The sequence below is a fragment of the Pseudomonas sp. NFPP24 genome, assembly GCF_900112095.1.
In the GTDB taxonomy this organism is placed as follows: Bacteria; Pseudomonadota; Gammaproteobacteria; order Pseudomonadales; family Pseudomonadaceae; genus Aquipseudomonas; species Aquipseudomonas extremorientalis.
Genome location: NZ_FOKD01000004.1, coordinates 94,196 through 120,468, shown reverse-complemented (window position 1 = coordinate 120,468; position 26,273 = coordinate 94,196). Strand labels below are relative to the sequence as shown.

The window sequence follows — 26,273 nt, the reverse complement described above, 5'->3', positions numbered from 1 at the left end:
AATCAGGTTTACCGCGTTGCCTGATCGCTCTTCGCCAGCAAGCCGGCTCCTACAAGGGGAATCCTCGTTCTCGCGGGTAAAACACCCCGCCGCACCTACCTGAATATCCCCGCCCCAGTCAGACCGTTCTGATTATCTCCAAACCCGCCATTTAGCCCTTTGCCGCCATTGACGCCCCTCGGCCAACCCTCTTATCTAGCGCCCAGAGGATTGGATCCTATCCCGGCTATTCACTGAATCGTTTCGTTCGGCCCACCGCGCACACCTGCGCCAAAGGTCCGGAGCGATTGCTGCTGGCTGCATCAAGGAGATTACTTATGACGCGCCCCCTGCTCACCGCCCCGACACTGCCCCAGGCCGTCGGCAATGGCATCAATGCCCTGGCCGCTGCACGCTTGCAGGTTGACATCCCGCCGTATCCCGGCATGGATGAAGGCGACCTGATCGAGCTGTTCTGGAACAACTGTTTCGCCGCTTCACGTCGGATCACCACAGGCAAGATCGGCGAGTTCACTCACCTGCGGGTACCAGAGAGTTTTGTGCTGGAGGGGCCGACGCAGGTGCATTACCAAGTCATGCAGGTCGGCCACGCCCCTGCTCGCTCAGCCGTGAGGCGAGTGCGTGTAAAGACCCTGTGCCCAGGCGGCCAACCCTCACCCCTTTGCGGTGACGAAAACCAGAACCTCGCCCCCGTGGGCCTGCCCGATATCATCCGCCGCTACGGCGTCAATGCCAGCCAGGTGCGGCGCGGTATTCCCCTGACCATCGAGCCTTACCTGCACATGACCACCGGCGATGCCATCACCTTGCGCTGGGGCGATGTGCGCCTGGATCTGCCGAAGATCCGGGCCAGGGAAGTCGGCCTGGCGGTACAGGTATGGGTACCTTCGACGGTGATTATCGAAGCGGGCGACGACTGTCGGCTGGAAGTGACGTACTGCATTCTTGACCGCGTCGGCAACAATTCACGCTGGGCACCCGCGCGCACCTTGCGCATTGCAGCAGGGGCACCGTCCCGCCCGGCCGGGACCGCGCTGACCTACCAGCCACGAGCGCCGGGATCGCCCTGTGAACCTGGGTGACAGACCTTCTATGCATATTCCCAAAAGTTAGTTTATTTAAATATTTAACACGCTTAGGGTATATACACCGGACCACCGGACATCTCTGATTTTTCTGTTTTTATTTCATTGAATGCGAGGTCGGTATGGTCAGGATTACCCCGGTGCGCAACGCCAGGGCATTACGTGCAGCCAAGGAGCGGCGCTGATGTCTAACTTGGCTCTAACCCCCCCCCAGAATGATCTGGACGTAGCCCCCCTGCTGTTGCCGGCCACCGTGCTGCGCAACGACGCAGAGGTGCTGAAGGCTGCCCATGAGTTGGCCCAGGCGGCTCGCCTGCAAGCCGCCAGGCGCGACCAGCAACGCAAACTGCCGTGGGCGCAGATCGAGCAGTTCACCCGCAGTGGGCTGGGCAGTATTTCCATTCCCCGTGAGTACGGCGGCCCGCAGGTGTCGTTCGTGACCCTGGCCGAGGTGTTCGCGATCATCAGCGCGGCCGACCCGGCCCTCGGGCAGATCCCGCAGAACCATTTCGGCATCCTGCACCTGTTGCAGGGCGCCGCCACCGAGCGCCAGAAAAAACAGCTGTTCCAGAGCGTGCTCGACGGCTGGCGCATCGGCAATGGCGGCCCGGAACGCGGTACCAGGAATACCCTGGAGCTCAAGGCGCGCATCACCGCCAACGGTGACGGTTACGTAATCAGCGGCCAGAAGTTCTATTCCACCGGCGCGCTGTTTGCGCATTGGGTCGCGGTCAAGGCGTTGAACGATGACGGCAAGCAGGTCATGGCGTTCGTGCGCCGAGGCACTGAAGGGCTGCGCATCGTTGACGATTGGTCCGGCTTCGGCCAGCGCACCACCGCCAGCGGCACGGTGCTGCTGGATCGGGTGCCGGTGGAGGCCGAACTGGTCGTGGAAAACTGGCGCATCGGCGAAACTCCGACGATACAGGGCGCCGTCTCGCAATTGATCCAGGCGGCCATCGACGCCGGCATCGCCCGTGGCGCGCTGGATGACACCATCGCGTTCGTACGCGAACGCTCGCGCCCCTGGATCGACGCCAAGGTCGAACGTGCCAGCGATGACCTGTACGTGATCGCCGACATCGGCAAGCTGAAGATCGAACTGCACGCCGCCGAAGCGCTGCTGCGCAAGGCAGGGCAAGTGCTGGACCAGGTCAGCGCCGCGCCCATCACCGCGCAGTCCGCCGCACGGGCCTCCATCGCCGTGGCCGAGGCCAAGGTGCTGACCACCGAAGTGTCGCTGCTGGTCAGCGAAAAGCTCTTCGAACTGGCCGGCAGCCGCGCCACCCTTGCCGAATTCAACCTCGACCGTCACTGGCGCAACGCCCGGGTGCACACGCTGCACGACCCGGTGCGCTGGAAGTATCACGCCATCGGCGCCTATCGCTTGAACGGTACCTTGCCGGCTCGCCATTCCTGGATCTGACCGACCAGACATCTGGAGAACATCATGACTTTCTCTCATCCCGTCGCGGTCATCACCAGCGACGAACAAGCCCTTGTTGTCGCCAGCGACCTGGCCGAAGACTTTCGCCGCGACAGCGCCCAGCGCGACCGCGAGCGCCGCCTGCCCTTGCCCGAGCTGGATGCGTTCTCGCGCTCCGGCCTGTGGGGCATCAGCGTGCCGAAGGAGCACGGCGGCGCGGGCGTATCCAATGTCACCCTGGCCAAGGTGATTGCCTTGATAGCCCAGGCCGATGCATCCCTGGGCCAGATCCCGCAGAACCATTTCTACGCCCTGGAAGTGCTGCGCGTAAACGGCAGCCCGCCACAGCAAAAACGCCTGTACACCGAGGTACTCGCCGGCCAGCGCTTCGGCAACGCCCTGGCGGAACTGGGCACCAAGACCGCCCATGACCGCGTCACCAAAATCACCCGCGACGGTGACGGTTTCCGTATCAGCGGCCGCAAGTTCTATTCCACCGGCGCGATCTACGCCCAGCGCATCCCCACGTCGGTGGTGGATGAACACGGCGTGCAGCAACTGGCCTTTGTGCCACGCGACAGCGAAGGCCTGAGCGTGATCGACGACTGGAGCGGCTTCGGCCAGCGCACCACCGGCAGCGGTTCGGTGGTGTTCGATAACGTGTGGGTGGCCGCGCAGGACGTGATCCCGTTCCAGAGCGCCTTCGAACGCCCGACCACCGTCGGCCCGCTGGCCCAGATCCTTCACGCTGCCATCGACACCGGGATCGCCCGTGCGGCCTTTGAAGATGCGCTGCACTTTGTACGCACCAAGACCCGCCCGTGGATCGACTCCGGCAACGACAAAGCCACTGAAGACCCACTGACCCTGAAAAGCTTCGGCCACTTGAGCATCCGCCTGCACGCCGCCGAGGCGCTGTTGGAGCGCTCGGGCGAGTACCTGGACCGTGCCCAGGCCGACAGCAACGCCGAGACCGTCGCTGCCGCCTCGATTGCCGTCGCGGAAGTACGCGCCTTGAGCACCGAAATTTCCCTGGCCGCCGGCAGCACCCTGTTCGAACTGGCCGGCAGCCAGGCGACCCTGGCTGAACATGGCTTGGACCGTCACTGGCGCAACGCCCGGGTGCACACCCTGCACGACCCGGTGCGGTGGAAGTACCACGCGGTGGGTAATTACCACCTGAACGATGAAAACCCGCCACTGCGGGGGACCATTTGATGGCGAAGAAAAAAATCCTGCTCAATGCCTTCAACATGAACTGCATCGGGCATATCAACCACGGCCTGTGGACGCATCCACGGGACACTTCGACCCAGTACAAGACGATCGAGTACTGGACCGAGCTGGCGCAAACCCTGGAGCGCGGGCTGTTCGACGGTTTGTTCATCGCCGACATCGTCGGTGTGTACGACGTGTACCAGAACTCGATTGATGTGCCGCTCAAAGAGTCGATCCAGTTGCCGGTGAATGACCCGTTGCTGTTGGTCTCAGCCATGGCCGCCGTCACCAGAAACCTCGGCTTCGGCCTCACCGCCAACCTCACCTACGAGCCGCCGTATTTGTTCGCCCGGCGCATGTCCACGCTGGACCACCTGAGCCGTGGCCGTGTGGGTTGGAACATCGTCACCGGCTACCTCGACAGCGCCGCCAAGGCCATGGGCCTCACTGAACAAGTCGAGCATGACCGCCGCTACGATCAGGCCGATGAATACCTGGAGGTGCTCTACAAACTCTGGGAAGGCAGCTGGGAAGACGGCGCGGTGCTCAACGACCCCAAGGCGCGGGTGTATGCGCAGCCGGGCAAGGTGCACAAGGTCGAGCACCAGGGGGAGTTCTACCAGGTGGACGGGTATCACCTGTGCGAGCCCTCTCCGCAACGTACACCGGTGCTGTTCCAGGCCGGCAGTTCGGAGCGCGGGTTGCTGTTCGCCGGGCGCCATGCCGAGTGCGTATTCATCAGCGGCCAGAACAAGGCCGCGACCAAGGTCCAGGTGGACAAGGTGCGCGCCAGCGCGGTCGAGGCCGGGCGCAACCCGGATGACATCAAGGTGTTCATGGGCCTCAACGTGATCGTGGGTGCCACAGAAGCGTTGGCCTGGGCCAAACACGCCGAGTACCTCAGCTACGCCAGCCCGGAAGCCGGCGTGGCGCATTTCTCGGCATCCACCGCCATCGACTTTGCCCAATACGAACTGGACGAGCCGATCCAGTACGTGAAGAGCAACGCGATCCAGTCGGCCACCAAGAACCTGCAGAACAACGACTGGACCCGGCGCAAATTGCTGGAGCAGCACGCCTTGGGCGGGCGCTACATCACCCTGGTCGGCTCGCCCGGACAGGTCGCCGACGAGCTGGAATCGTGGATCAGCGAGACCGGCCTGGATGGCTTCAACCTCACGCGCATCGTCACGCCGGAAAGCTATGTGGACTTCATCGACCTGGTGGTGCCGGAGCTGCAAAAGCGCGGGTCGTACAAAACTGAATATGAACAGGGAACACTGCGGGAAAAAGTCTTCCAGGGCAGCGCCCGCCTACCCGAACAACACACCGGTTCCACCTACCGACAAACTGCTTCTCTGACTGGAAATACCCAATGAAAAAGACACTGCTCACTCATCCAGTCAAAGCACTGGCCCTGGCGTTCGGACTGTTCAGCTCAGCGGTATTCGCCGCCGATGCGCCGTTGAAGATCGGCACCACCGCCGCCTTTGCGATTCCTCTGGAAGCCGCTGTAGCCGAAGCCGGCAAGCAAGGCCTCAAAGTCGAGCTGGTGGAGTTCACCGACTGGATCGCACCCAACGTCAGCCTGGCTGCCGGCGATATCGACGTGAACTATTTCCAGCACATCCCGTTCCTGGAAAACGCCAAGGCCGCCGCCGGTTTTGACCTAGTGCCCTATGCGCCGGGCATCATCAACAACGTCGGGCTGTATTCGAAGAAGTACAAAAGCATCAACGACTTGCCCCAGGGCGCCAGCGTGGCGATTGCCAACGACCCGATCAACAGCGGTCGTGGCCTGCAACTGCTGGCCAAGGCGGGGCTGATCACGCTCAAGCCGGGCGTGGGCTACAAGGCCACCGAGGAAGACATCATCAGCAACCCGAAGAAGATCAAGATCCTGCAGGTCGAGGCCGTGCAACTGGTGCGCGCCTATGACGATGCCGACCTGGTGCAGGGCTACCCGGCGTATATCCGCCTGTCCAAGACCTTCGATGCCGAGTCGGCGCTGCTGTTCGACGGCCTCGACCATCCGGAGTACGTGATCCAATTCGTGATCCAGCCCAAAAGCAAGACCGACCCACGGGTGATCAAGTTTGTGGATATCTACCAGCATTCGCCGGTGGTGCGTGCCGCCTTGGATAAATCCCTCGGCAAGCTCTACCAAGTCGGCTGGGAAGATAAAAAATGACCGCCGCCCATGCCCAACTGCGCGACCTGGGCCTGCCGCCCTGGGACGCCGAGCAGAGCGAATTGCACCCGGACCTCAATCGCGCGCATGTGCGTTTCATCAACCTGGGCAAGACCTACGACGGCACGGTGCATGCCTTGCAAGGCATCGACCTGGCGATCCAGCGCGGTGAAGTGTTCGGCATCATTGGCCGCAGCGGCGCCGGCAAGTCATCGCTGATCCGCACCATCAATCGCCTGGAACAACCCAGCAGCGGGCGGGTGCTGATCGATCAGGTGGACATCGGTGAGTTTGATGAAGACCGTCTGGTGGCCCTGCGTCGACGCATCGGCATGATCTTCCAGCACTTCAACCTGATGTCGGCCAAAACGGTGTGGCAGAACGTCGAGTTGCCGTTGAAAGTGGCGGGCGTGCCGAAGCAGCAGCGCGAGCAAAAAGTACGCGAGCTGCTTGAACTGGTGGGGTTGCAGGACAAGCACACGTCTTACCCGGCGCAGCTGTCCGGCGGGCAGAAACAACGGGTGGGCATTGCCCGTTCGCTGGTGCACGACCCCGAGATCCTGCTGTGCGACGAGGCCACCTCGGCCCTCGACCCGGAGACGACCCAATCGATTCTCGGCCTGCTGCGCGAGATCAACCGGCGCCTGGGTTTGACCATCGTGCTGATCACCCACGAGATGGCGGTGATCCGCGAAATCTGCGACCGCGTGGTGGTGCTGGAACATGGGCGCATCGTCGAGCAAGGCCCGGTGTGGCACGTGTTCGGCAACCCGCAGCATGAAGTCAGCAAAACCCTGCTGGCCCCCCTGCAACACGGGCTGCCGGACGAACTGCAAAGCCGCCTGCAGGCCACACCAGCGTCGGCGGACGCGGCGCTGGTGCTGCGTTTGCAATTCACCGGCGGCGACACCGACGAACCCGACCTCGCTGCCCTGTTCAGCGCACTCGGCGGTCGCGTGCGCCTTTTGCAAGGCGGCGTGGAACGCATCCAGGGGCATGCCCTGGGGCAATTGCTGCTGGCGGTAAACGGCTCGCCCCACAGCGCCGAAGAACTGCGCAAACGAGCCGGGAATTGGGCACAACACACAGAGGTGCTGGGCTATGTGGTTTGATCGTTTGGTACAAGGCGCCATCGACACCTTGTTGATGGTCGGCGTGTCATCGCTGATCGCGCTGCTGGTGGGAATCCCGCTGGCGGTATTCCTGGTGACCAGTGACAAGGGCGGCATCTACCAGGCCCCGGCGCTGAACCGCGTGCTGGGGGCGTTCGTCAATCTGTTCCGCTCGATTCCGTTCCTGATCCTGATGGTGGCGCTGATCCCGTTCACCCGCCTGATCGTCGGCACCACCTACGGCGTATGGGCAGCGGTCGTCCCCTTGACCATCGCCGCCACTCCATTCTTTGCACGCATTGCCGAAGTGAGCTTGCGCGAAGTCGACCACGGCCTGATCGAAGCCGCACAAGCCATGGGCTGCCGCCGCTGGCACATCATCTGGCACGTGCTGTTGCCGGAAGCGCTGCCGGGGATTGTTGGCGGTTTCACCATCACGCTGGTGACCATGATCAACTCATCGGCCATGGCCGGCGCGATTGGCGCCGGGGGCTTGGGGGATATTGCTTACCGGTATGGGTATCAGCGCTTTGATACGCAGATCATGCTGACGGTGATTGTGCTGCTGGTGGCACTGGTGGCGGTGATTCAGTTGGGTGGGGATCGGTTGGCGCGGGGGCTTAATAAGCGGTGAGGGAGGGTGCTGGTCTGTACCTGTTAGTTCTGACAGTTGTGGGGCCGTTTTTTGGGGTATCTAATCGGGTCAGCGTGGTAAACAACGGTATGGACAATCGATTACTGGAGTAAGGGGCATGTTGAAGGTCAAGGCATCTTGCGGTACTGCGATCGCAGTGTTTTTCATAGCAGTATCCAGTGTCACAACTGCAGTTGCGACCCCGCTCCCGGAGGCAAATACCCGTGGGTACTTCGCTGAAACCTGGATTTGGGATTGCGGCCGGCCAGCTATGAATACGAGTATGGTTTGTAGCCAGGGAGTAGATCAGAGCGTTCAGTTCATTTCGGGATTCGCTAAAAATGGCAGCTCATGGTTTCAGTCGCTCTAAAATCAATGTTGAGAGGCTTCCGTTAGTTTTTGAAAGCGAAAGGTCAGGATGAGTCGTAACACCTAAGTTGTCCCGACAAGTTGTTAAAGATGAGCTGATGCTTATGAACAATCGGCACAAACGACTTTAGTAGTGAGCTGGGGGCTTGCTTGCAGCTGCCCCTATGGTATGACGTAGCCGCTCGTGGGAAAAAGCCTGCTGGGGGTGATATACGTTACTTACAAGTTCATTGATTGGCGCGGGGTTCAACACGCTCTAAAATATTTCGCTCGTCTGTACCCGTTAGTTCTAACAGTTGCGTCATTTTTTTGGGGTATCCAATCAGGTCATCATCGGTGATAGACAGCCGACTATTGGAGTGAAAGTATGTTCAAGTTCAAAGCGCCTAAAAGTTTGGCAATGATTGTTCTTTTAGTCATTGTGGCTACTGGCGGTAGTGCAATGGCGACTCCGCTTGGGCAGCATAAGAGTGCTATGTCCATTCATCACAGCATTGCCCTGAAAGATACATTGAATTTTCTGGGCGCCTATGAATTTTTACCTAACACCCCGATTTTGGATTTTTTAGGCAACGCTTTTTGCGGGCCTAAGAATTCCGGCTTACAAGGTCTGTGTTCTAACGTCGTATTCTAGCGGCGCTTGTCTCATAAATAGGGTCTGCGCCTATTCGTCTTTAGTTAGCCCAAAGGTTTGGCAACAGTTGCATGTTTCCTAGCTAGGCAGCTGTCGGCCATGCACAAGCAATCCCATTAAATACTCTCTCTTTAGCGTACAGCTTAATCTTATGGAACCGCCCACCCCCCAGCTCTGCCACAGTCAGCATGATGTTCGTCAGTGGCAACTTACGCAATGATTCCAAGCAGTACGATGATACATTCATCCCCTCGCTTACATTGGCGGCACAGTGGGCGATCACGAAGAGCTTCTCTGACCCACTCGCCCCAACCGTCTCAAATAAATAAACTTACTCCTCGACCAATGAAGTTAACGAATATCTGCAAGCATTTACCGCTCGTATAAACCTGTTAACTTTGACAGTTGTTGGCGGTCTTGTTTGCGCATCTAATCAGCCCAAACCTTTATCCAAGGATGGAACGATGATGAACAAGTACCTGATAAGTTTCGTGAGCTGCCTGCTGGTCGGCGCGTTTGGGCTGTCGGTCAACGCCGCCGGTTACATCGACCTGGGTCATGCAACAGGTGAGCAATGCAAAACCGAAAGCGTCACCAACAACGGTATTGCTGTCGGCAACTGCTCTCCTGCCAGTACCAGCGCCAACAACGTCCCGTTTGTCGCAAACGTGAACACGCCGAACTCGAAGGCGCGACTGGAGCCACTGGATCCTCATTAACCCTGTGTCGCAAGGGCCGTCTCCAATGGCGGATGGATTGGCGGCATCTGTAACGATGCCAACAGTGTCGACCAGGCGGTGATCTGGAACGCAGCGACGCCCGGCGCTGCACCGACTGTGCTGACGCCGCTTCCAAGTACTTTACTGCGTCCTGCAGATGTACGAACCATGATCACTGCGTTCAATCAACGTGGAGACATGATTGGATGGAGTATCAGCAGCAACGATGAAAGCTCCACTATCGTCTGGCTCGCGGGCACCGGCACACCTGTACGGGTTTTTTCATCGCTGCTTGGCTACAACGACAAGTGCATCCCTACCGATGTGAACACCACCCTTGCCAATGGCTACCCCAGCATTGCTCTGAACTGCCCAGGCGCCAATGGCATCACCGTACCTCGAATTGCTCAAAGGAATGCCTCCGCCTACGCCGTCACATCCTTGCCCATCGCGAGCGGGGCCAACCGCTGTACTGTCAGCGGCATCAATAACTTGATGCAATCCGTGGGTGATTGCGAATATCCCCAGGCCGACATCAACCTGAACCGGACGGCCGTCTGGAATACACCCACCGCCGCGCCGCTGACATTGACCCTCGCCGTAGACTCCAAGAATGCAGGACTGGCAATTAACAATACGGGGGTTGTGCTGGCAGCGCGTCAGGATGCTACGGGCAGAGCCAGCTATTTGACGTGGCTTCCAACTCTCGGGGTGTTCGGCATTCAACTGATCGTCCCGCCCACCGGGGCTGTTTGGGTGCAAGCGTTCAGCATCGCTGACAACGGCATCGTGGCGTTAAATAGCACTGATAGCGATCAGTACAACACTGGATGCATCTGGACACCTGCTACAAGCGGTAGTCCCGCAACGAACAACTGCCTTGCCTCAATCGGGGGTGGCAAAAAAAATCAACTGACCACGCTCTCCCAAAACGGCGGATATGCAGAAGGCGTTAACGTTAACGGTGCCCAAGACCTGGATGCAGTAGCAACGCCACTGCTCTGAACTCAGGGGCCCGTCAGCAAAACATGGGATATAGTCACCGTTTAACCGCCCAAGCGTCTCCCTATGACTCTCAAGCCCGACGACCTCAGCACCATCACCGCCACCACCCTCGGCCACTACAACAAAGTGGCCGAGGACTTCCGTGAAGGCACCCGCGATCACGATGTGAGCCAGAACATCGATGCCCTGCTGCGGCATATCCAGGGTCCGGCACCGTTTACTGTGCTGGATTTCGGCTGCGGCCCCGGGCGTGACTTGCAGACCTTTACCCGCATGGGCCATATCGCGGTGGGGCTCGACGGCTCGGAGCGGTTTGCGCAGATGGCGCGGGAGGACAGTGGCTGCGAGGTGTTGCAGCAGGATTTCCTCAAGCTGGACCTGCCTGTCGAGCGCTTTGACGGGATCTTCGCCAATGCGGTGTTGTTTCATATCCCCAAGCAGGAACTGCCACGTGTGCTCAAGCAATTGCATGGGGCGTTGAAGGCGGGCGGCGTGTTGTTCAGTTCCAACCCTCGGGGTGACAACCAGGAAGGCTGGAATGGGCCACGGTACGGGTCTTATCACGACCTGGCGGCGTGGCAAACACTCCTGACGCAAGCCGGGTTTGTGGAGTTGGAGCATTACTACCGGCCGGCAGGTTTGCCCAGGGCGCAACAGCCCTGGTTGGCGAGTGTGTGGCGCAAGCGGTAGATTTTCGTTGCCTGGTCTGACGCCATCGGGGGCAAGCCCCCTCCCACAGTTTGATGTGTGAATACAGTCAACATGTGGGAGGGGGCTTGCCCCCGATGACGCCTGCTGAGGCAGCCTTACTCCACCTGATACACCAACGGTTTTTCACCCACCCCATGTGCAGTCACACTGCGCCCGGCATAACCTTCTTTTTCCTCGCCAGAAAAATTCGCCACCAACCGCGTGCCATCGGCAAAGGTAGTTTGCTGCACCTGCCTGTCCGCCGTCAGCCAACGAAAATCCGTCATCGCCTGGGTCGCCAAACGCTGGTGCAGCGGCCGGAAGAACCGATCCTGCCGCTGGATCACCGGCAGCCGCTGTTTAACGGTCGAGGCACTCAGGTGATACAGCGGCGGCACGTTGTAGAGCAGTTGCGTCAGCTCATTCTCGACCCGCACATTGCTCAGTTTGAGACTGTCGAACAGCCAGTGGTGTGTGGTGATCACCGAGCCGTGGAACACCGCCTGGTACAACGGCAGGCGCATGCTCGGTTCAAAGTGGACCGTGCGAAACGGCTCTTTGAGCGGCACCGGCTTGAAGAACACCGTCGGCTGCTCCGGCGGGTACCAATTGCCCACGTAATGGGGCGATTGCTTGTCCTGGGTCATGGCCTGGTCACCCCAGCCAATCACCGGCGTCTGCATGCCATGGGCGAACAGAATGCCTTGGGCGGTGATGGCGTTGCCGTCTTCGGAACCGGTTGGCAATTTGAGCACCGTGTTGAGCCAGCGCGAGGCGTCGACATTGCCCTCGGCGTTTTGCGCCTGGGTCATCCGGGCGCCGTCGCGGTAGCTGTCGAATACCATGCTGGTGGCATAGGCGTCGAGGAACCAGGCGTTGAAACCGGCCTTGGCCTGCACGGCCTTCACACGGGCTTCGAGCAAAGGCCGCACGCAACGTGGGTCGGTGTAGTGACCGGACTGCTGGAAGCCGGTTTTCAGCTTGCCACCCTTCAACATAATCGCGCAGTCGCGGTAAGCCCTGCTGCCCAGGTGGGCGGTGGTCCAATCCGGATTTTCCGTGGCAGACAACGCGGTTTCATAGGAATCGTAGGGCGCCATCAGGTAACCCGCCTCAACCCCGGCGCGGATCGCCTCGGGGTGCCACAGGCCGCCCTCCCAGCCTTCGCCTAGGGTCAGCAGCAAGCGTGAAAGACCTGTATCACGCAGTGACTGGATCGCCCGGCTGCCCCAGGCTTGGGGGGTATCGCTCAGCGCACCGGCGAACGCGACGGCCAACTCGCTGCGCAGCTCACCATAACGTGCAGCGAGGCGCGTCATATCCGGCTCTTGCACCTGCCAACTCTGCCGGGCCTTGCTGTTGATTGCCGCATTCAGCCCCCGCAGCAGCGCGGTCTGCTCATAGCGATTCAAGGCCGTCGCCTGCGCCAGGATCTTTGTCGACTCCTTGTCGAGCAAGCCTTTGAGTTCATGGCCACGCAGGCGTTTGAGCAACAACGGCCAGTCACGGACATCCTCCGGCGCCAGCAGGTCATTACCCCACAGGTAGACATGGCTGGCACCCAGCAACTTCTCGGCCTCGGGTGTCTGCCGCAGTTTTTCCGCCAGCGCTTCATAACGCCCTTGCTCCACCAGCCATTGGCGATAGCGCTTGGCGCCGGCCAAGGGATCGGCCTCCCCCAGGTGCAACAGCAGGGTCATCGGCGCATCAGGGTCGAGCGCGGTGAATTCGTGGGCCACGGACAGCGCCATCCCTTCCTGCCAGCGCAGGCGATTGTTGTAGGGGTTGGTCAGCAACCAGTTCAAGGTGAAGCGTCCGTGGTCCAGGCCCCACAGCGGCAGGCTGAGATCCTGGGTGGTGTTGAGATCACCTTGTTCCTGCAAAAACGCGTTCCATACAGCGTTGTCGGCGGGCACGTAATGCCCTTCGGCCAACGGCCACATCAGCCCGTTGCCCAGGGCGCTGGCGGGTTGCTGAAGGATAGGTAGCTCGCCAGGCTCACGCGCGCGCAGGGTCAACTTGAGGTCGCGCTGTTCAAGGCTGGCGCTCACCCGGAAGGCGCCGTCGTCCCACTGCCAACTGGCCTGTTGATCGCTCCGCACAAGCTGGCTGACGGCACGCGCCGGCAAGCCGCTGGAAGCTTGTACCGTCGCCTGCCCGTGGGGCGTCACGCGGATGGCGAGGGTGGCCGGGTCGAGTTCGACCCGCCACAGGGGGTTTTCCAATACGGTGCTGGCAAAAGCCATGGGTGACAGCAACAGTGTGCAAATCAACAGACCGTGGCGCAGGAAGTGAGGCATGTTCAGCTCTGCTCTGGTTTGGGCTCCCGGATCTTGTACCAAGCCACATAAAGCGCAGGCAAAAACAAAAGTGTTAACAAAGTCGCGATGATGATCCCGCCGATCATCGCGTAGGCCATCGGCCCCCAGAACACCTCACGGGCAATCGGGATCATGCCCAGGCTCGCCGCCGCCGCCGTGAGCAGGATCGGCCGGCGCCGATGCTCGGTGGCTTCCACCACCGCATCCCACGGCGTATAGCCGGCCACCTCATACTCATGAATCTGCGTCACCAGGATCACTGAGTTACGGATGATGATGCCGATCAACGCCAGGATGCCGAGGATCGCCACGAAACCCATGGGCGTGCCCGTAGGGATCAACGCCAGCACCACACCGATCAGCCCGAGCGGCGCGACGCTCGCCACCAGGAACATCTTCTGCACGCTGTGCAGCTGGATCATCAGGAACGTCGCCATGAGGAACAGCATCAACGGCACCACGCTGGCAATCGGTCCCTGGGCCTTGCCGCTTTCTTCCACGGTGCCGCCGGTAGCGACCTTGTAGCCCACCGGCAGGCCAGCGCTGAACTTGTCGATTTCCGGTTTGAGCTGCTTGACCAGGTCCGTCGGCTGCATCTCATCGCGCACCGAAGCCTTGATGGTGATGGTCGGCTTGCGGTCGCGACGCCACACCAGTGGCTGCTCCAGCTCGTAACGCACGGTGGCGAAGGCCAGCAGCGGAATCGACGTACCGTTGGGCGTGACGATCTGCAGGTTCTGCAAGGTTTCCGGCGTACCGCGTTCGGCGTCTTCGGCACGACCCACCACGTTGATCAGGTAGATATCGTCATGCACCTGGGTCACCGAAGCGCCGCTGACCACGCTGTTCATCAGTTGCGCCACGTCTTCCGACGACAGCCCCAGTTGGCGTGCCTTGTCCTGGGCGATGTCGATGCGCAGCACTTTGCCCGGCTCGTTCCAGTCGTAGATGATCTCGCCCAGATGAGTGTTCTTGTCCAGCAAGGTCGCCAGTTCGATGGCGTGCTTGCGCACCTGGTCGGTGTCTTTGCCCGACACGCGATACTGAATCGGCCGGCCCACTGGCGGGCCCATTTCCAGCGGCTGCACGTAGCTGCCGATCCCGACGAAATCATCACGCAGGCGCTTTTGCAGGCGCGCGATCAACTCGCCGCGTTCTTCCAGGCCCTTGCTCACGATGACCAACTGCGCGTAGTAGGGGTTTTCCAGTTGCTGGTCGAGGGGCAGGTAGAAACGGATCGCGCCCTGGCCGATGTACGTGCTCCAGCGGGCAATGTCCGGGTCGTCCTTGATGATCGCTTCCAGGCGGTCGACGGCCTTGCGCGTCTCGTTGATCGAGGCGTTTTGCGGCAGGTTGAGGTCGACGAGGATTTCCGGGCGGTCCGACGAGGGGAAGAACTGGTTCTGCACGAACTGCATGGAAAACACCGACGCCGCGAACAGCGCCACGGTGATGCCAATCGCCCACCAGCGGTTACGCATGGCCCACAGCATGCCGCCATTGAAAGCCCGTCCAATCCGCCCCGGCTCTGCGTTGTGAGGTTTGACGTTGGCGCTCAGGATATGCACGCCGATCACCGGCGCAAACAGCACCGCCACCACCCACGACACCAGCATCGCCACGGCTATCACCGCAAACAGGGTAAAGGTGTACTCGCCCGCCGAGCTGGCGTTGAGGCCGATCGGCACAAACCCCGCGACGGTCACCAGCGTACCGGTGAGCATGGGGAACGCCGTGGAGGTGTAGGCGTAGGTCGCCGCCTGCTCCTTGGTCTCGCCTTTTTCCAGGCGTGTGATCATCATCTCGACGGTGATCATCGCGTCGTCCACCAACAGGCCGAGGGCAATGATCAGTGCGCCGAGCGACACACGCTGCATGGTGATGCCGCTGTATTCCATGAACACGAACACCAGGGCCAGCACCAACGGAATCGAGCACGCCACCACCAGTCCGGCGCGCATGCCGAGGCTGATAAAGCTCACCACCAGCACGATGATGACGGCCTCAAACAAGGCACTGGTAAAACCGCCGACCGCCTCTTCCACCACTTCCGCCTGATCGGACACCTTGTGCACGCCGACGCCCACTGGCAGGTCGGCGGTGAGTTCGTCCATGCGTTCGTGCAGGGCCTTGCCGAACGACTGGATATTACCGCCCTTCTGCATGGCAATCGCCAGACCGATGGCCGGCTTGCCGTTGAACCGGAACATCGGCCGCGCCGGGTCCACATAACCCCGGCTGATGTCTGCGATATCCGCCAGGCGATAGAAACGGTCATTGAGCCGCAGATTGACGTTGGCCAGGTCCTTCTCCGAGGCGAACTGCCCCGAGGTGCGCACCGAAATCCGCTCCGGCCCGGCCTCGATCACCCCGGCTGGCGTCACCGCGTTCTGCGATTGCAGGCTCTGCACCACCTGGCGCTGGTCAATCCCCAGCGCCGCCAGTTTGCGCGTGGAGAAGTTCAGGTAAATCACTTCATCCTGCTGGCCGATCATCTCGACCTTGCCCAACCCCGGCACCGAGCGGATCTCGGCGCGTACCTGCTCCACGTAGTCACGCAACTGGCGCATCGACAGGCCATCGCCGGTAAAGGCGTACACCGAGCCAAATACATCACCGAACTCATCGTTGAACGACGGCCCCTGCAAACCCGGTGGGAAGCTGCCACGAATGTCGTCGATCTTCTTGTGTACCAGGTACCAGATATGGGGGATGTCCTTGGCGCTGGTGGTGTCCTTGAGGAACACGAATACCGTGGACTCGCCCGGCCGGGTGTAGCTTTTCACGTAGTCGAGGGAATCGAGCTCTTCGAGCTTTTTCTCGATGCGGTCGGTGACCTGCTTGAGGGTTTCTTCCTGGGTCGCGCCCGGCCAGCGGGTCTGGATCACCATGGTCTTGATGGTGAAGGAAGGGTCTTCCTCACGGCCCAGGTTCATGTACGAAAACACGCCCATCAGCAGCGCGACGAACATCAGGTACCAGACGAAGGACTGATGCTTGAGGGCCCAGTCGGATAAGTTGAAGCTCCCTTTCATCGCGGGCTGTCCTCGTCGATTTTGACTTTTTGCCCAGGTTTCAGGCTGTTGACGCCGGCGGTGACGATGCGCTCGCCGGGTTTGACGCCGCCGTTGAGCAAGGCGCTGTCGGCATCGCGGCTGATCACCGTGATATCACGCGGTTGTACCGTCTGGCTCTGGGTGTCGAGCAGCCAGATGCGGGTCTTGCCGTCGACGTCCTGCAAGGCGCTCAGGGGCACTTCGATGCGCGGGGCGATGGCGGTGCTCAACGTTACGCTGATCGCCGTGCCCAGGCGGAACGCGGGCGGCGTGTCGGCCAGGGTCAGGCGCGCACGCCGGGTGCGCGTGGCGCTTTGGGCCTGGGGTTCGATCTCGCGCACGATAGCGGTGGTATGCACGCTGGGGTCGAGCTGCCCGGCAACCAGGAACACCACGTCCGGTGGCAAGCGCTCGGCGAGGCCGGCGGGCAGGTCGATCACGGCTTCCTTGATATCCGGGCGCGCCAGGGTGACGACCTGCTGGCCGGCACTGACCACCTGGCCGGCCTCGGCATTCCAGGCGGTGACGATACCGGCGTGGTCAGTGCGCAGTTCGGCGTAGTTGAGCTGGTCCTTGGCTTGATTGACGGAGGCCTGGGCCTGATCGAGCGAGGCCTGGGTGGTCTTCAGGTCGGTCTGGGCAATATCCAGCTGGGCCTGGGCGCCGACGCCACGGTTGAACAACTCCTGCTGGCGGCGCGCATTGGCCTGGGCGTTGATGTATTGCGCCTGCACGCGGGCCAGCTCGCCCTGGGCCGAGCGCAGTTGGTTCTGTTGGTCGGTGGGGTCGAGGACGGCGAGCAAGGCGCCCTTCTCCACCTCGGCGCCCACGTCCACCGCGCGGCGGGCAATGCGGCCGGGTACGCGGAAGCCTAAATTACTTTCGTAGCGGGCCTGGATGGTGCCGGCGAAGCGACCGAGGTTTTCCTGGTCTTGCGACTTCACTTCCATGGACAGGACCGGGCGCACGGGCTCGGGCGGCGGTTCTTCCTTGGAGCAGGCCACCAGCAACACGCTGGCGACGAGTATCCCCGTGAGGCGTTTCATGGCTGCGCTCCTGGCTGGGCAATCTCGACAATCATGCCGGGATGCAGCAATTGCCCGCCGGCGACCACAACTTTTTCGCCGCCCTTGAGGCCGTCACCAATGATGACTTTGCCGGTGAGGTAACGTGCCACGGTGACTTTGTGCAATTGCGCCTTGCCGTCGCCGTCGACCAACCACACAGCGGGTTCGCTGAGGTCTTTGGTCAGCGCGGCCCACGGCAATTCGATACTGGCCTTCGCCGGGCCATTGGCGGTGGCGCTTACCACCGAGCCCAGCTCCATGCCTTTGGGTAAGGCCTGCAGGGCGATTTTCACCTGCACAGTGCCGGTGTTGGCGGCCACGGCGGGGGTGACCTCACGGACCTTGCCCACGGCCTTGATGCTGGGGTTATCCAGCAGGCTGACGGTGATCGGCGCATCGGGCGGCGGCTCCACCAGCAGGGACTCATAGACGTTGAACACCGCATCACGCTCGCCATCGCGCGCCAGGCTGAAAATCGGTACGGTGGCCTGTACCACCTGGCCGACTTCGGCCTGGCGTGCGGTAATCACCCCAGGCGCTTCGGCGATCAGCGCGGTGTAGCCGAGTTGCTCGCGGGCGTTGGCCAGTTGAGCCTGGGCGGCAGCCAGGGCGCTCTGGCTGCTGCGTAACGCGGCCTGGGCGGAATCGTATTCGCTGCGGCTGGTGTAGCCCTTGGGCAAGAGTTTTTCCTGGCGCACAAATGCAGCTGCAGTCTGCTTGACCCGCGCCTGTTCGGCCACGACCTGGGCCTGCGCGGAATCGACGTTGGTCTGCAAGTCCTTGGGGTCGAGCTTGGCCAGCACTTGCCTGGCGCTCACGCGGTCGCCCACATCCACCATGCGCTGGATGATTTTGCCGCCCACGCGAAAGGACAGATCGGTTTGCACCCGAGCCTGGATATCCCCGGTCAGCGTGACCGCCGCCGCGAAGTCCGCCGGCTGCACGGTCTGCACGAACACCCGCGAATGGGCCTTGGGTTCGGCCTTGTCCTCGCCACAGCCGCTCAACAGCGCCAGTAGGCCAAGGCCGAAAATACAGGTGGAAATGCGAGCGCCCATGCAGGCTCCTTTTGCGTGATGCCGACGTGCCAGTGTGTATGCGACTGTGAGCTTAGTTCAGGGTTCCTTATCTGCATGGAGGCTCCCATACTCCAATGGTTCCCAAGGCGACTGGATGCCCACGCTCAAGACCCACGCGGTGGCCAATTACCGGTTTGCCGGCGAACAAGGTGCTGGGGGAAACCCGGATTGACGGGCAGGGGATTCTGGATGCGCCGGCTTGGCATTGGCCGGAGTAGGCGGTGGCTGTGCTGGCCTCAGCGGGGGCAAGTCGAATCGTCGCACCGCCCCTCCCACATTATTGATCTGTGAATACATTCAAGTGTGGGAGGGGCGGTGCGACTTGCCCCCGATAGCGGTATCAGCCCTGCCACTTACCGCCTTCGACAATCACACTCTCAGGCTTGGTGTCATCGCTCAGTTCTTTACGCACATACTGGTCATACAGCTTGAGCAAAAACTTCTCCTCGCCCAGCTTCGCCAACTCGGCATTCACCCAGTCGCGCAGTTCGATGTTGCCTTTCTTCACCGCCGGCGCGATGGGCGCTTCATCACCGAGCTTCTCTTCCAGCACGCGGTAGCCCGGGTTCTGCTTGGCCCAGCTGAACAGCACCAGGTTGTCCTGGGCGTAGGCATCGCCACGGCCGGCGGACAACGCTTGCAGCGACTCGGAGTTCTTCTCGAACTTGAGCAGCTTCCAGTCCGGGTGGTTCTTGGTCAGCCAGATATCAGCCGTGGTGCCGGTGGTAACGATGGTGGTGCGGGTCGCCAGGTCATCCAGGCTTTTCACCGCGCTGTCATTCGGCACCAGGGCCTGTACCGCGACTTTCAGGTTGGGGTTGGTGAAGTCCACCGCTTCCTTGCGCTCGGGCGTTACGGTCATGTTGGCGAGGATCAGGTCGACCTTGTCGCTTTGCAGGAACGGGATGCGGCTGGCCGGTTCGACGGCGACGAATTCGACTTTGTTTTCATCGCCCAGCAGGTCCTTGGCGAATTGGCGACCGATGTCGGTATCGAAGCCGACATAGCGCCCGGCTTCGTTGACGAAACCAAAGGGCGGCTTGTCGGTGAATACACCCACGATCAGCTTGTCGCGCGCCTTGATCTTGTCGAGGTAGCTTGCGGCGGTAACCGGTTTTGCAGGCTCTTCGGCCTTTTTATCGCAGCCGGCGAGCAGGGCGACGGCAAACAGTGGCAGCAGTAGTTTTTTCATATCAGCTCCAGTTCCTGGGTTTTCTTGGGCAGTGTTGAAACAAAGGAGAACTTCTCCAGGAACTGCTGCGCGCGTGCGGTTTGCGGGTTCGTAAAGAATGCCTCGGGGGTGTTGTGTTCGAGGATGCGACCGGCCTCCATGAACACCACGCGGTCGGCGACGGCGCGGGCGAAGGCCATTTCGTGGGTGACGATCAGCAGGGTCATGCCATCGCGGGCCAGGCCCTGGATCACTTCCAGCACCTCCTTGACCATCTCCGGGTCGAGGGCTGCGGTGACTTCGTCAAACAGCATGACCTGGGGGTTCATGCACAGCGAACGGACGATGGCGATGCGTTGTTGCTGGCCGCCGGAGAGCTGGCGCGGGAAGGCATCGCGCTTGTCCGCCAGGCCGACGCGGGCCAGCAATTTTTCCGCCTGTTCGCGGGCTTCACGGGGGTCGCGTTTTTGCACTTTCAGCGGGCCGAGCAGGATGTTGTCGAGCACGCTCATGTGTGGGAACAGGTGGTAGCTCTGGAACACCATGCCCACGTCCTGACGCACCTGGCGCCAGTCGGTGTGTTTGTCCAACAGCTCTTTGCCGGCGAAACGCAGGCTGCCGCTGTGCGCGACTTCCAGCCCATTGAGGCAACGCAGCAAGGTGCTTTTGCCGCAACCGCTGGGGCCGAGAATCACCACCACTTCACCGCTTTGCACGCTCAGGTCGATGCCCTTGAGCACCTGCGCCTCGCCAAAGAATTTGTTGAAATCCTGGAACTCGATCAATGCGTTCATGCCTGGCCCCAGCGCCGTTCCAGCACCTTGGAGGCAGCCGACAACGGGTAGCAGATAAAGAAGAAAAACAGGAACAGCACGCCGTAGATCAACACGGACTCGTAGGTGCGTTCGATGATTTGCTGGCCGACCTTGATCACGTCCACCACACCGATCAGCACCGCGAGGGAACTGGTCTTGATAATGCGCGTGTAGACATTGATGGTCGGCGGCGTCATGCGCTTGAGCGCTTGCGGCAGCAGCACGTAGCCGTACAACTGCGGACCTGACAAGCCAATCGACAAGCCCGCTTCACGCTGGCCACGGGGCAGCGAATGCAACGCGCCGCGCACCACCTCGCCCACTTCGCTGGCGCCCCACAGCGACAGCACCAACACCGCGCACCAAAAGCTCGGAATGCTCAAACCAAAGAAAATCGGCAAGCCGAAAAACACCAGGTACAGCCACACCAGCACCGGGATCGCGCGGAACAATTCCAGGTACACCCGCAGCACGCCGTTGATCAGGCGGTTGTTCAAGGTGCGCAGTACGCCGTACAGCACGCCGCCGACGGTGCTCAAAGCGATACTCAAGAACGAAATCGACAGGGTTTGCGCAGCGCCCTTGCCCAGTTGCGGCAACGACACCCACAGCAACTCAAGACCCGAACTGGCCATGCTGGAGCCTCCTTTCCAGGCGGCTGAGCAGCAGCGACAGCGGCAAGAACAGCAACACGCAAATCAGCGTCAGCACGGCGAGCATTTCGTAGGTCTTGTAGTAGAGCGCTATGTAGCTCTTGGTGGTGTAGAGAATCTCCGGCACCGCCACGGCGGAGACCACGGTGGTCTCTTTGAGCAGGAAGATGAAATTGGCGAATAGCGCTGGCAGGCTGAGGATGCCGGCCTGGGGCAGGATCACATGGCGCAGCAGTTGCCAGTCGGACAGGCCGATGGACTTGCCCGACTCGATCTGCGCCAGCGGCACCGCTTCCACACCGGCGCGCAGCACTTCGGTGAGGTAGGCGCCGCCGAGGAAGGTCATGGTGATGATCGCCGCCCAGAACCCGGAAATATTGAAGCCCAGCGCCGGTAGCGCGAAGTACACGAAAAACAGCTGGATCAGCAGCGGCGTGTTACGCGCCAGCTCCACATACAGCGCCACCAGGCGCGACAGGTAAGGTGTGCGAAACACCAGCAGCGCGGCGTTGATCAGCGCCACCAGCAGGGAGGTGGCAATGGCGATCAGGCCCACTTGCAGCGTCACCCCCACGGCCTTCAGGAACGCCGGCAGGGTGCTGAGGATAAAAGCGAAATCGAAGGTCATTTCCAGTCCATGACGCCGCAAGGGTAATGCAGCGAGCGCAATCCGATCCGGTGTGGGTAACGCCGGGTAGCGCGAACTTTAAAGGTATAAAAAGTAAAGTTTAAATACCCAAATAGCATATTGATATCACCCAAAAAGATATCCGCCGGATTCGCGGGTTTGGCGGGTGAGGACTATGGTTTGGAGGTCTGAGATTCGAGGGATCGAACCATGAAGGAAGTGAAACCGATGGATCCGCAGGAGTTGGTGAAGTGGTTGATGGCGTTGCGCAGGGCGATCAATAGCAGAGCTCTCTAGATCAAAGCGGATCAAATGTGGGAGGGGGCTTGCCCCCGATAGCAGTGGTTCAGTCAGCACATTTTTTGCTGTGCTACCACCATCGGGGGCAAGCCCCCTCCCACATTTGGATTGCATTCCAAATTCCGGGCATAAAAAACGCCGACGCTATATAAGCCGTCGGCGTTCAAACCTTGAAGGGGGTTTGGGTTACATCAGAACGCAGGCACTACCGCACCGTTGTACTTCTTCTCGATGAAGGCTTTGACTTCCGGGCTGGTCAGGGCCTTGGACAGCTTCTGGATCGCATCGCTGTCCTTGTTGTCCGGGCGAGCCACCAGGAAGTTCACGTACGGCGACTTGGCGTCTTCGATGATCAGCGCATCCCTGGCCGGGTTCAGGCCGGCTTCCAGGGCGTAGTTGGTGTTGATCAGGTCCAGGTCAACCTGGTCCAGCACGCGTGGCAGCAGGGCCGATTCCAGCTCCTTGAATTTCAGGTGCTTGGGGTTGTCCTTGATGTCTTTTGGCGTGGCCAAGGCATTGGTCGGGTCTTTCAGGGTGATCACGCCGGCTTTCTGCAGCAGCAACAGGGCGCGGCCGCTGTTGGAACCTTCGTTGGGGATGGCCACGGTGGCGCCATCTTTCAGATCTTCAATTTTCTTGATCTTTTTCGAGTAGCCGCCGAACGGTTCAACGTGCACGCCGACCACTGTCACAAGGTTGGTGCCCTTGCCTTTGTTGAAGTTTTCCAGGTACGGCAGGGTCTGGAAATAATTGGCGTCCAGGCGTTTCTCGGCAACCTGCACGTTTGGCTGTACGTAGTCGGTGAAGACTTTGATTTCCAGGTCCACGCCTTCTTTGGCGAGGGTTGGCTTGACCAGTTCGAGGATCTCGGCGTGCGGGATCGGCGTGGCGGCCACCACCAGTTTTTCGTTGGCCTGGGCGAAGCTTGCAGTCAGGGCAGCCGCCAGTGCGGTAAACAACAGAACCTTTTTCATGCAGTGTCCTTATCGGAATTCCGGGGGCGTCTCTGACGACCGTTTTTTATGTAGTGTGCCAGCGAAGTGCTATCGCGGCGTGGGAGGGACAATACCTAGATTTTTTATTCCCGAACAATATCTTTTATTCACGTTGATATTCCATTTTGTTCATGCAGGAATTTACTTAACGTTTCCCGCTCGGCGGGGCTGGCGCGCTCGAAAATCCGCCGCACCTGTTCCAGCGCAGAACCCGCCACCGGCAGATTCAAATGTTCGGGCAAAATCTCATCCCCACTGCTGACCAGCAGGGCAAAGTGAATAACGTTTTCCAGCTCGCGGGTATTGCCCGGCCAGCTGTGGTGTTCCAGCACACGCTGCGCGGCATCGCTGATCAGCGGCACCGGCAGGTCCAGGCGCTGACTGTAGATGCCCAGGAAGTATTCGGCCAGGGACAAGATGTCACCGACCCGCTCGCGCAGCGCCGGCAAATCCAACCGACCTTCGCTCAGATAGTGGAACAGGCGCTCATGGAACTTGCCGGCCGCCACGGCCTGGGCCAGGTCGATGCTGGTGGCGGCGACCAGGCGCACATCCACCGGGCTCGGCTGATGGGCACCGACACGGGTGACTTCGTGGTTTTCCAGCGCGGCCAACAGTTTCACCTGGATCGGCAGCGGTAAATCGCCGATCTCGTCCAGGTACAAGGTGCCGCCATTCGCCGAACCGAACCACCCTGCCCGGCTGCTGGCCGAACCACTGTGGCTGCCGGCGGCATAACCGAACAATTCGGCATCGGCATAGGTCGGGCTGATCGCACCGCAATTGACCGAGACAAACAGACCGGTGCGGTCGCTGCCCCGGTGAATATGCCTCGCCAGCAACTCCTTGCCGCTACCGGTCTCGCCGCGGATCAACACGGGCAAGGCACGGGGTGCGAGGCTTTCGAGGTCTTCGCGCAGCTGCCGCGAACGCGGGTCGACAAACACCAGCGCCTTGGCGCGGATGCTCAGTGGGCTTTTTTCCGCGTCGGGAAAGGTCAGCAATGGCTGGCCGTAGGTTTCATGCAGACTCATGGCAGGCTCCCGCCGCCAATCCACTCAAGGGACGGGGCGTTGAAAAAATTCAGGCAGTACGCCGGGCGTGATGCTCAAGGCGGCTTTGCAGGCGATAGAGGTAGGCGAACCCCTGTTCCCAGCGCTGGTGGCCGGACTTCACATTGATGTGCCCCGCCCCCGACAGAATGCCGGCTTCGGCGCCCCAGTTGCGGGCCAATTCCAGGGCTCGCGCGGCGCTGACAGCACTGTCGTTGTCGGAGCTGACCACCTGGCTGGGGAACGGCAACAGGTCGGTCGGGATCGGCGCAAAATTACGCAACGCAGGTGAGCAGGCGGGCCGTTCGACATCGGCCGGGGCCACCAGCAAGGCACCGCGCACCTGGCGCAGGAAGTGCACCGGCGCGGTGGCCGCCCAATGCGCCACCGTGATGCAGCCCAGGCTATGGGCGATCAGGATCACCGGCGTGCTGTCGGCTGCGATGGCCTCGGCCAGCGCAGCGACCCAATCTTCTCGACGTGGCGTCAGCCAATCGGCCTGCTCCACGCGGGCGCTGTTGGGCAGGCTGACCTGCCAGTGACTTTGCCAATGATCTTCTGGCGATCCTTGCCAGCCCGGCACGATCAGATAACGAATCGACTCGCTGTGCATGGGTGTGCCCTCCTGCAGCGTTTAACGTTGCTGAACAGTATAGGGACGGGTGTTATATTCGTTAAGGAATAAGAAGCTATTTATTAATAACCAAAAATTCAAAATTAATGAAGTTCAAAATGTGGGAGGGAGCTTGCCCCCGATGGCGGTGTATCAGTTACAGATTGATTGGCTGACACACTGCAATCGGGGGCAAGCCCCCTCCCACATTGATCGCATTTCAAGTTGAGGATTGAATCGCAGGCAAAAAAAAGGCCGCACCCTGCCAAGGAAACGGCCAAAAACTTGTCGAGGCTTTTGCAACTAACGTGCGGTAATCACCGACAGCTTGGTAATGCCCGCGCGTTCGATAGACGCCATGGCTCGCGCCACTTCGCCGTAGTTCACGCCATCATCCGCCTGCAGTTGCACCCGCACATCGGGGTCCTTGGCCTTGGCCGCCTGCAGGTTGAACTCCAGCAGGTCCGGCTGGATTTCGTCCTTGTTGATAAACAGTTTGCCGGCGCCGTCGATGCTCACCACCAGCGGGTCTTTCTGCTCCACCGGCGCGACCGCCTCGGTCTTGGGCAGGTTGATCGGGATCGCGTTGGTCAAAAGCGGCGCGGTGACGATAAACACCACCAGCAGCACCAGCATCACGTCCACCAGCGGCGTGACGTTGATCTCGCTCAGTACCTCATCGGTGTCTTGCGTGGAGAAGGCCATGTCAGGACGCCTCCTTCACTTTCTGCGGGTTGCCGGCAGTGGGTTTGTTCAGGGTCGGGTGCAGCAGCACACGGAAGGAATTTTTCTGCGCCAGGCTGTAGAAGTCGTGGGCGAAGTCATCGAGGTCGGCAGCGGTCAGCTTGAGGCGACGCAGGAAGTAGTTGTAGACCAGCACCGCCGGCACGGCGACGGCGATACCAACGCCCGTCGCAACCAGTGCGGCACCAATCGGGCCGGCCACCGTTTCGAGGCTGGCGGAACCGGCGGCACTGATGCCCTTGAGCGCTTCCATGATGCCCCACACGGTACCGAACAGGCCGATGAACGGCGAGGTGCTGCCGATACTGGCGACCACGGCCAGGCCGGTTTCCAGGGAGCGCCGCTCTCGCACGATCTGCTGGCGCAGGGCACGCTCAAGGCGGTCCTGGTGGTTGATCGCCTGGCTCAGGTCCGCTGCGTGTGGGGTATCGCCCACCTGGATCGCGGCGTAGCCGGCCTGGGCCACGCGGGCAGCGGCACCCGGCTGGGTTTGCGCCAGCTCGGCAGCCGAGTCGAGACTCGACGCCGCCCAGAACTGTTTATGGAATTTGCGATCCTGCGCCTTGAGGCGACCGAACTGCACGCCCTTGAGCAGGGCCAGGCCCCAGGTGGCGACCGAAAAAACCACCAGCAGCCAGATCACCGCGCTTTCGATGGATTCAAGTGGAGATGCTAATGCCATGATGTCTTCCCTCT

Annotated in this window: 24 protein-coding genes and 1 pseudogene; 12 read left to right on the top strand and 13 right to left on the bottom strand. The window is 60.8% G+C overall.

Going from position 1 to position 26,273, the window contains the following annotated elements; translation table 11 throughout:
* Positions 1 to 317 precede the first annotated feature (317 nt).
* The 11 genes from BM026_RS10085 (at position 318) to BM026_RS10035 (ending at position 11,083) form a co-directional block, all read left to right on the top strand.
* Complete coding sequence (locus BM026_RS10085; RefSeq protein ID WP_092248592.1) at positions 318 to 1,082, top strand: hypothetical protein; 765 nt, start codon at positions 318 to 320, stop codon at positions 1,080 to 1,082.
* Positions 1,083 to 1,269: 187 nt separating this feature from the next.
* A complete protein-coding gene (locus BM026_RS10080; protein WP_093528369.1) occupies positions 1,270 to 2,511 on the top strand; it encodes an SfnB family sulfur acquisition oxidoreductase in 1,242 nt (413 codons plus the stop codon).
* Between the two features lie 24 nt (positions 2,512 to 2,535).
* On the top strand, positions 2,536 to 3,729 hold the full coding sequence (locus BM026_RS10075; RefSeq protein WP_093528366.1) for an SfnB family sulfur acquisition oxidoreductase: 1,194 nt from the start codon (positions 2,536 to 2,538) through the stop codon (positions 3,727 to 3,729).
* On the top strand, positions 3,729 to 5,108 hold the full coding sequence (locus BM026_RS10070; protein WP_092248601.1) for an LLM class flavin-dependent oxidoreductase: 1,380 nt from the start codon (positions 3,729 to 3,731) through the stop codon (positions 5,106 to 5,108). Before BM026_RS10075 ends, BM026_RS10070 begins: the two co-directional genes overlap by 1 nt.
* Positions 5,105 to 5,920 (top strand): MetQ/NlpA family ABC transporter substrate-binding protein, encoded by an 816-nt coding sequence (locus tag BM026_RS10065; RefSeq protein WP_092248604.1) that lies wholly within the window; start codon positions 5,105 to 5,107, stop codon positions 5,918 to 5,920. The genes BM026_RS10070 and BM026_RS10065 overlap by 4 nt, the downstream gene beginning before the upstream one ends.
* Positions 5,917 to 7,032 carry a methionine ABC transporter ATP-binding protein gene (locus BM026_RS10060; RefSeq protein WP_093528363.1) on the top strand — a complete coding sequence of 372 codons (1,116 nt, stop codon included), beginning with the start codon at positions 5,917 to 5,919 and terminating at the stop codon, positions 7,030 to 7,032. The genes BM026_RS10065 and BM026_RS10060 overlap by 4 nt, the downstream gene beginning before the upstream one ends.
* Positions 7,022 to 7,666 (top strand): methionine ABC transporter permease, encoded by a 645-nt coding sequence (locus BM026_RS10055; protein ID WP_093121718.1) that lies wholly within the window; start codon positions 7,022 to 7,024, stop codon positions 7,664 to 7,666. The genes BM026_RS10060 and BM026_RS10055 overlap by 11 nt, the downstream gene beginning before the upstream one ends.
* Before the next feature lie 736 nt (positions 7,667 to 8,402).
* The gene (locus BM026_RS10050) at positions 8,403 to 8,669 is read left to right on the top strand and encodes a hypothetical protein (protein ID WP_093121728.1); all 267 of its coding nucleotides are present in this window, start codon (positions 8,403 to 8,405) and stop codon (positions 8,667 to 8,669) included.
* Positions 8,670 to 9,136: 467 nt separating this feature from the next.
* The gene (locus tag BM026_RS10045; protein ID WP_139217550.1) at positions 9,137 to 9,388 is read left to right on the top strand and encodes a hypothetical protein; all 252 of its coding nucleotides are present in this window, start codon (positions 9,137 to 9,139) and stop codon (positions 9,386 to 9,388) included.
* A 168-nt stretch (positions 9,389 to 9,556) separates the two neighbouring features.
* A complete protein-coding gene (locus tag BM026_RS10040) occupies positions 9,557 to 10,393 on the top strand; it encodes a hypothetical protein (protein WP_093528360.1) in 837 nt (278 codons plus the stop codon).
* Between the two features lie 63 nt (positions 10,394 to 10,456).
* On the top strand, positions 10,457 to 11,083 hold the full coding sequence (locus BM026_RS10035) for a class I SAM-dependent methyltransferase (RefSeq protein ID WP_093528357.1): 627 nt from the start codon (positions 10,457 to 10,459) through the stop codon (positions 11,081 to 11,083).
* A gap of 116 nt (positions 11,084 to 11,199) precedes the next feature.
* Here BM026_RS10035 and BM026_RS10030 read toward each other — a convergent pair whose 3' ends face one another.
* Genes BM026_RS10030 through BM026_RS10015 form a run of 4 tightly spaced genes read right to left on the bottom strand, consistent with a single transcriptional unit; the run spans position 11,200 to position 18,585 of the window.
* Positions 11,200 to 13,383: a glycoside hydrolase gene (locus tag BM026_RS10030; RefSeq protein WP_093528354.1), complete on the bottom strand. Its 2,184-nt coding sequence runs from the start codon at positions 13,381 to 13,383 to the stop codon at positions 11,200 to 11,202.
* A 2-nt stretch (positions 13,384 to 13,385) separates the two neighbouring features.
* Positions 13,386 to 16,439, bottom strand: a complete 3,054-nt coding sequence (locus BM026_RS10025; protein ID WP_093513589.1) for an efflux RND transporter permease subunit — start codon at positions 16,437 to 16,439, stop codon at positions 13,386 to 13,388.
* A complete protein-coding gene (locus tag BM026_RS10020; protein WP_093528351.1) occupies positions 16,436 to 17,506 on the bottom strand; it encodes an efflux RND transporter periplasmic adaptor subunit in 1,071 nt (356 codons plus the stop codon). The genes BM026_RS10025 and BM026_RS10020 overlap by 4 nt, the downstream gene beginning before the upstream one ends.
* The gene (locus BM026_RS10015) at positions 17,503 to 18,585 is read right to left on the bottom strand and encodes an efflux RND transporter periplasmic adaptor subunit (RefSeq protein WP_092248623.1); all 1,083 of its coding nucleotides are present in this window, start codon (positions 18,583 to 18,585) and stop codon (positions 17,503 to 17,505) included. The genes BM026_RS10020 and BM026_RS10015 overlap by 4 nt, the downstream gene beginning before the upstream one ends.
* 167 nt (positions 18,586 to 18,752) lie before the next feature.
* Between BM026_RS10015 and BM026_RS29350 the strand changes: the two are divergent.
* Positions 18,753 to 18,824: pseudogene (locus BM026_RS29350) on the top strand (ATP-binding protein); the annotation flags it as partial.
* A gap of 122 nt (positions 18,825 to 18,946) precedes the next feature.
* Here the strand turns inward: BM026_RS29350 and BM026_RS10010 are convergent.
* The 9 genes from BM026_RS10010 to BM026_RS09970 form a co-directional block, all read right to left on the bottom strand.
* A complete protein-coding gene (locus BM026_RS10010) occupies positions 18,947 to 19,798 on the bottom strand; it encodes a transporter substrate-binding domain-containing protein (RefSeq protein ID WP_093528348.1) in 852 nt (283 codons plus the stop codon).
* The gene (locus BM026_RS10005; RefSeq protein WP_093528345.1) at positions 19,795 to 20,571 is read right to left on the bottom strand and encodes an amino acid ABC transporter ATP-binding protein; all 777 of its coding nucleotides are present in this window, start codon (positions 20,569 to 20,571) and stop codon (positions 19,795 to 19,797) included. The genes BM026_RS10010 and BM026_RS10005 overlap by 4 nt, the downstream gene beginning before the upstream one ends.
* On the bottom strand, positions 20,568 to 21,227 hold the full coding sequence (locus BM026_RS10000) for an amino acid ABC transporter permease (protein ID WP_092248628.1): 660 nt from the start codon (positions 21,225 to 21,227) through the stop codon (positions 20,568 to 20,570). Before BM026_RS10000 ends, BM026_RS10005 begins: the two co-directional genes overlap by 4 nt.
* Entirely contained in the window at positions 21,208 to 21,873 is a 666-nt protein-coding gene (locus BM026_RS09995) for an amino acid ABC transporter permease (RefSeq protein ID WP_003187615.1), read from the bottom strand. Before BM026_RS09995 ends, BM026_RS10000 begins: the two co-directional genes overlap by 20 nt.
* A 491-nt stretch (positions 21,874 to 22,364) precedes the next feature.
* Complete coding sequence (locus BM026_RS09990) at positions 22,365 to 23,147, bottom strand: MetQ/NlpA family ABC transporter substrate-binding protein (RefSeq protein ID WP_092248631.1); 783 nt, start codon at positions 23,145 to 23,147, stop codon at positions 22,365 to 22,367.
* A 128-nt stretch (positions 23,148 to 23,275) separates the two neighbouring features.
* Complete coding sequence (locus BM026_RS09985) at positions 23,276 to 24,202, bottom strand: sigma 54-interacting transcriptional regulator (protein WP_058424836.1); 927 nt, start codon at positions 24,200 to 24,202, stop codon at positions 23,276 to 23,278.
* 49 nt (positions 24,203 to 24,251) lie between these two features.
* Positions 24,252 to 24,833, bottom strand: a complete 582-nt coding sequence (locus BM026_RS09980; RefSeq protein ID WP_093528343.1) for an alpha/beta hydrolase — start codon at positions 24,831 to 24,833, stop codon at positions 24,252 to 24,254.
* 303 nt (positions 24,834 to 25,136) lie between these two features.
* Positions 25,137 to 25,538, bottom strand: coding sequence for an ExbD/TolR family protein (locus BM026_RS09975; protein ID WP_093121774.1), 402 nt, complete (start codon positions 25,536 to 25,538; stop codon positions 25,137 to 25,139).
* Between the two features lies 1 nt (position 25,539).
* Positions 25,540 to 26,259: a MotA/TolQ/ExbB proton channel family protein gene (locus tag BM026_RS09970; RefSeq protein ID WP_371914407.1), complete on the bottom strand. Its 720-nt coding sequence runs from the start codon at positions 26,257 to 26,259 to the stop codon at positions 25,540 to 25,542.
* Positions 26,260 to 26,273: the final 14 nt, after the last annotated feature.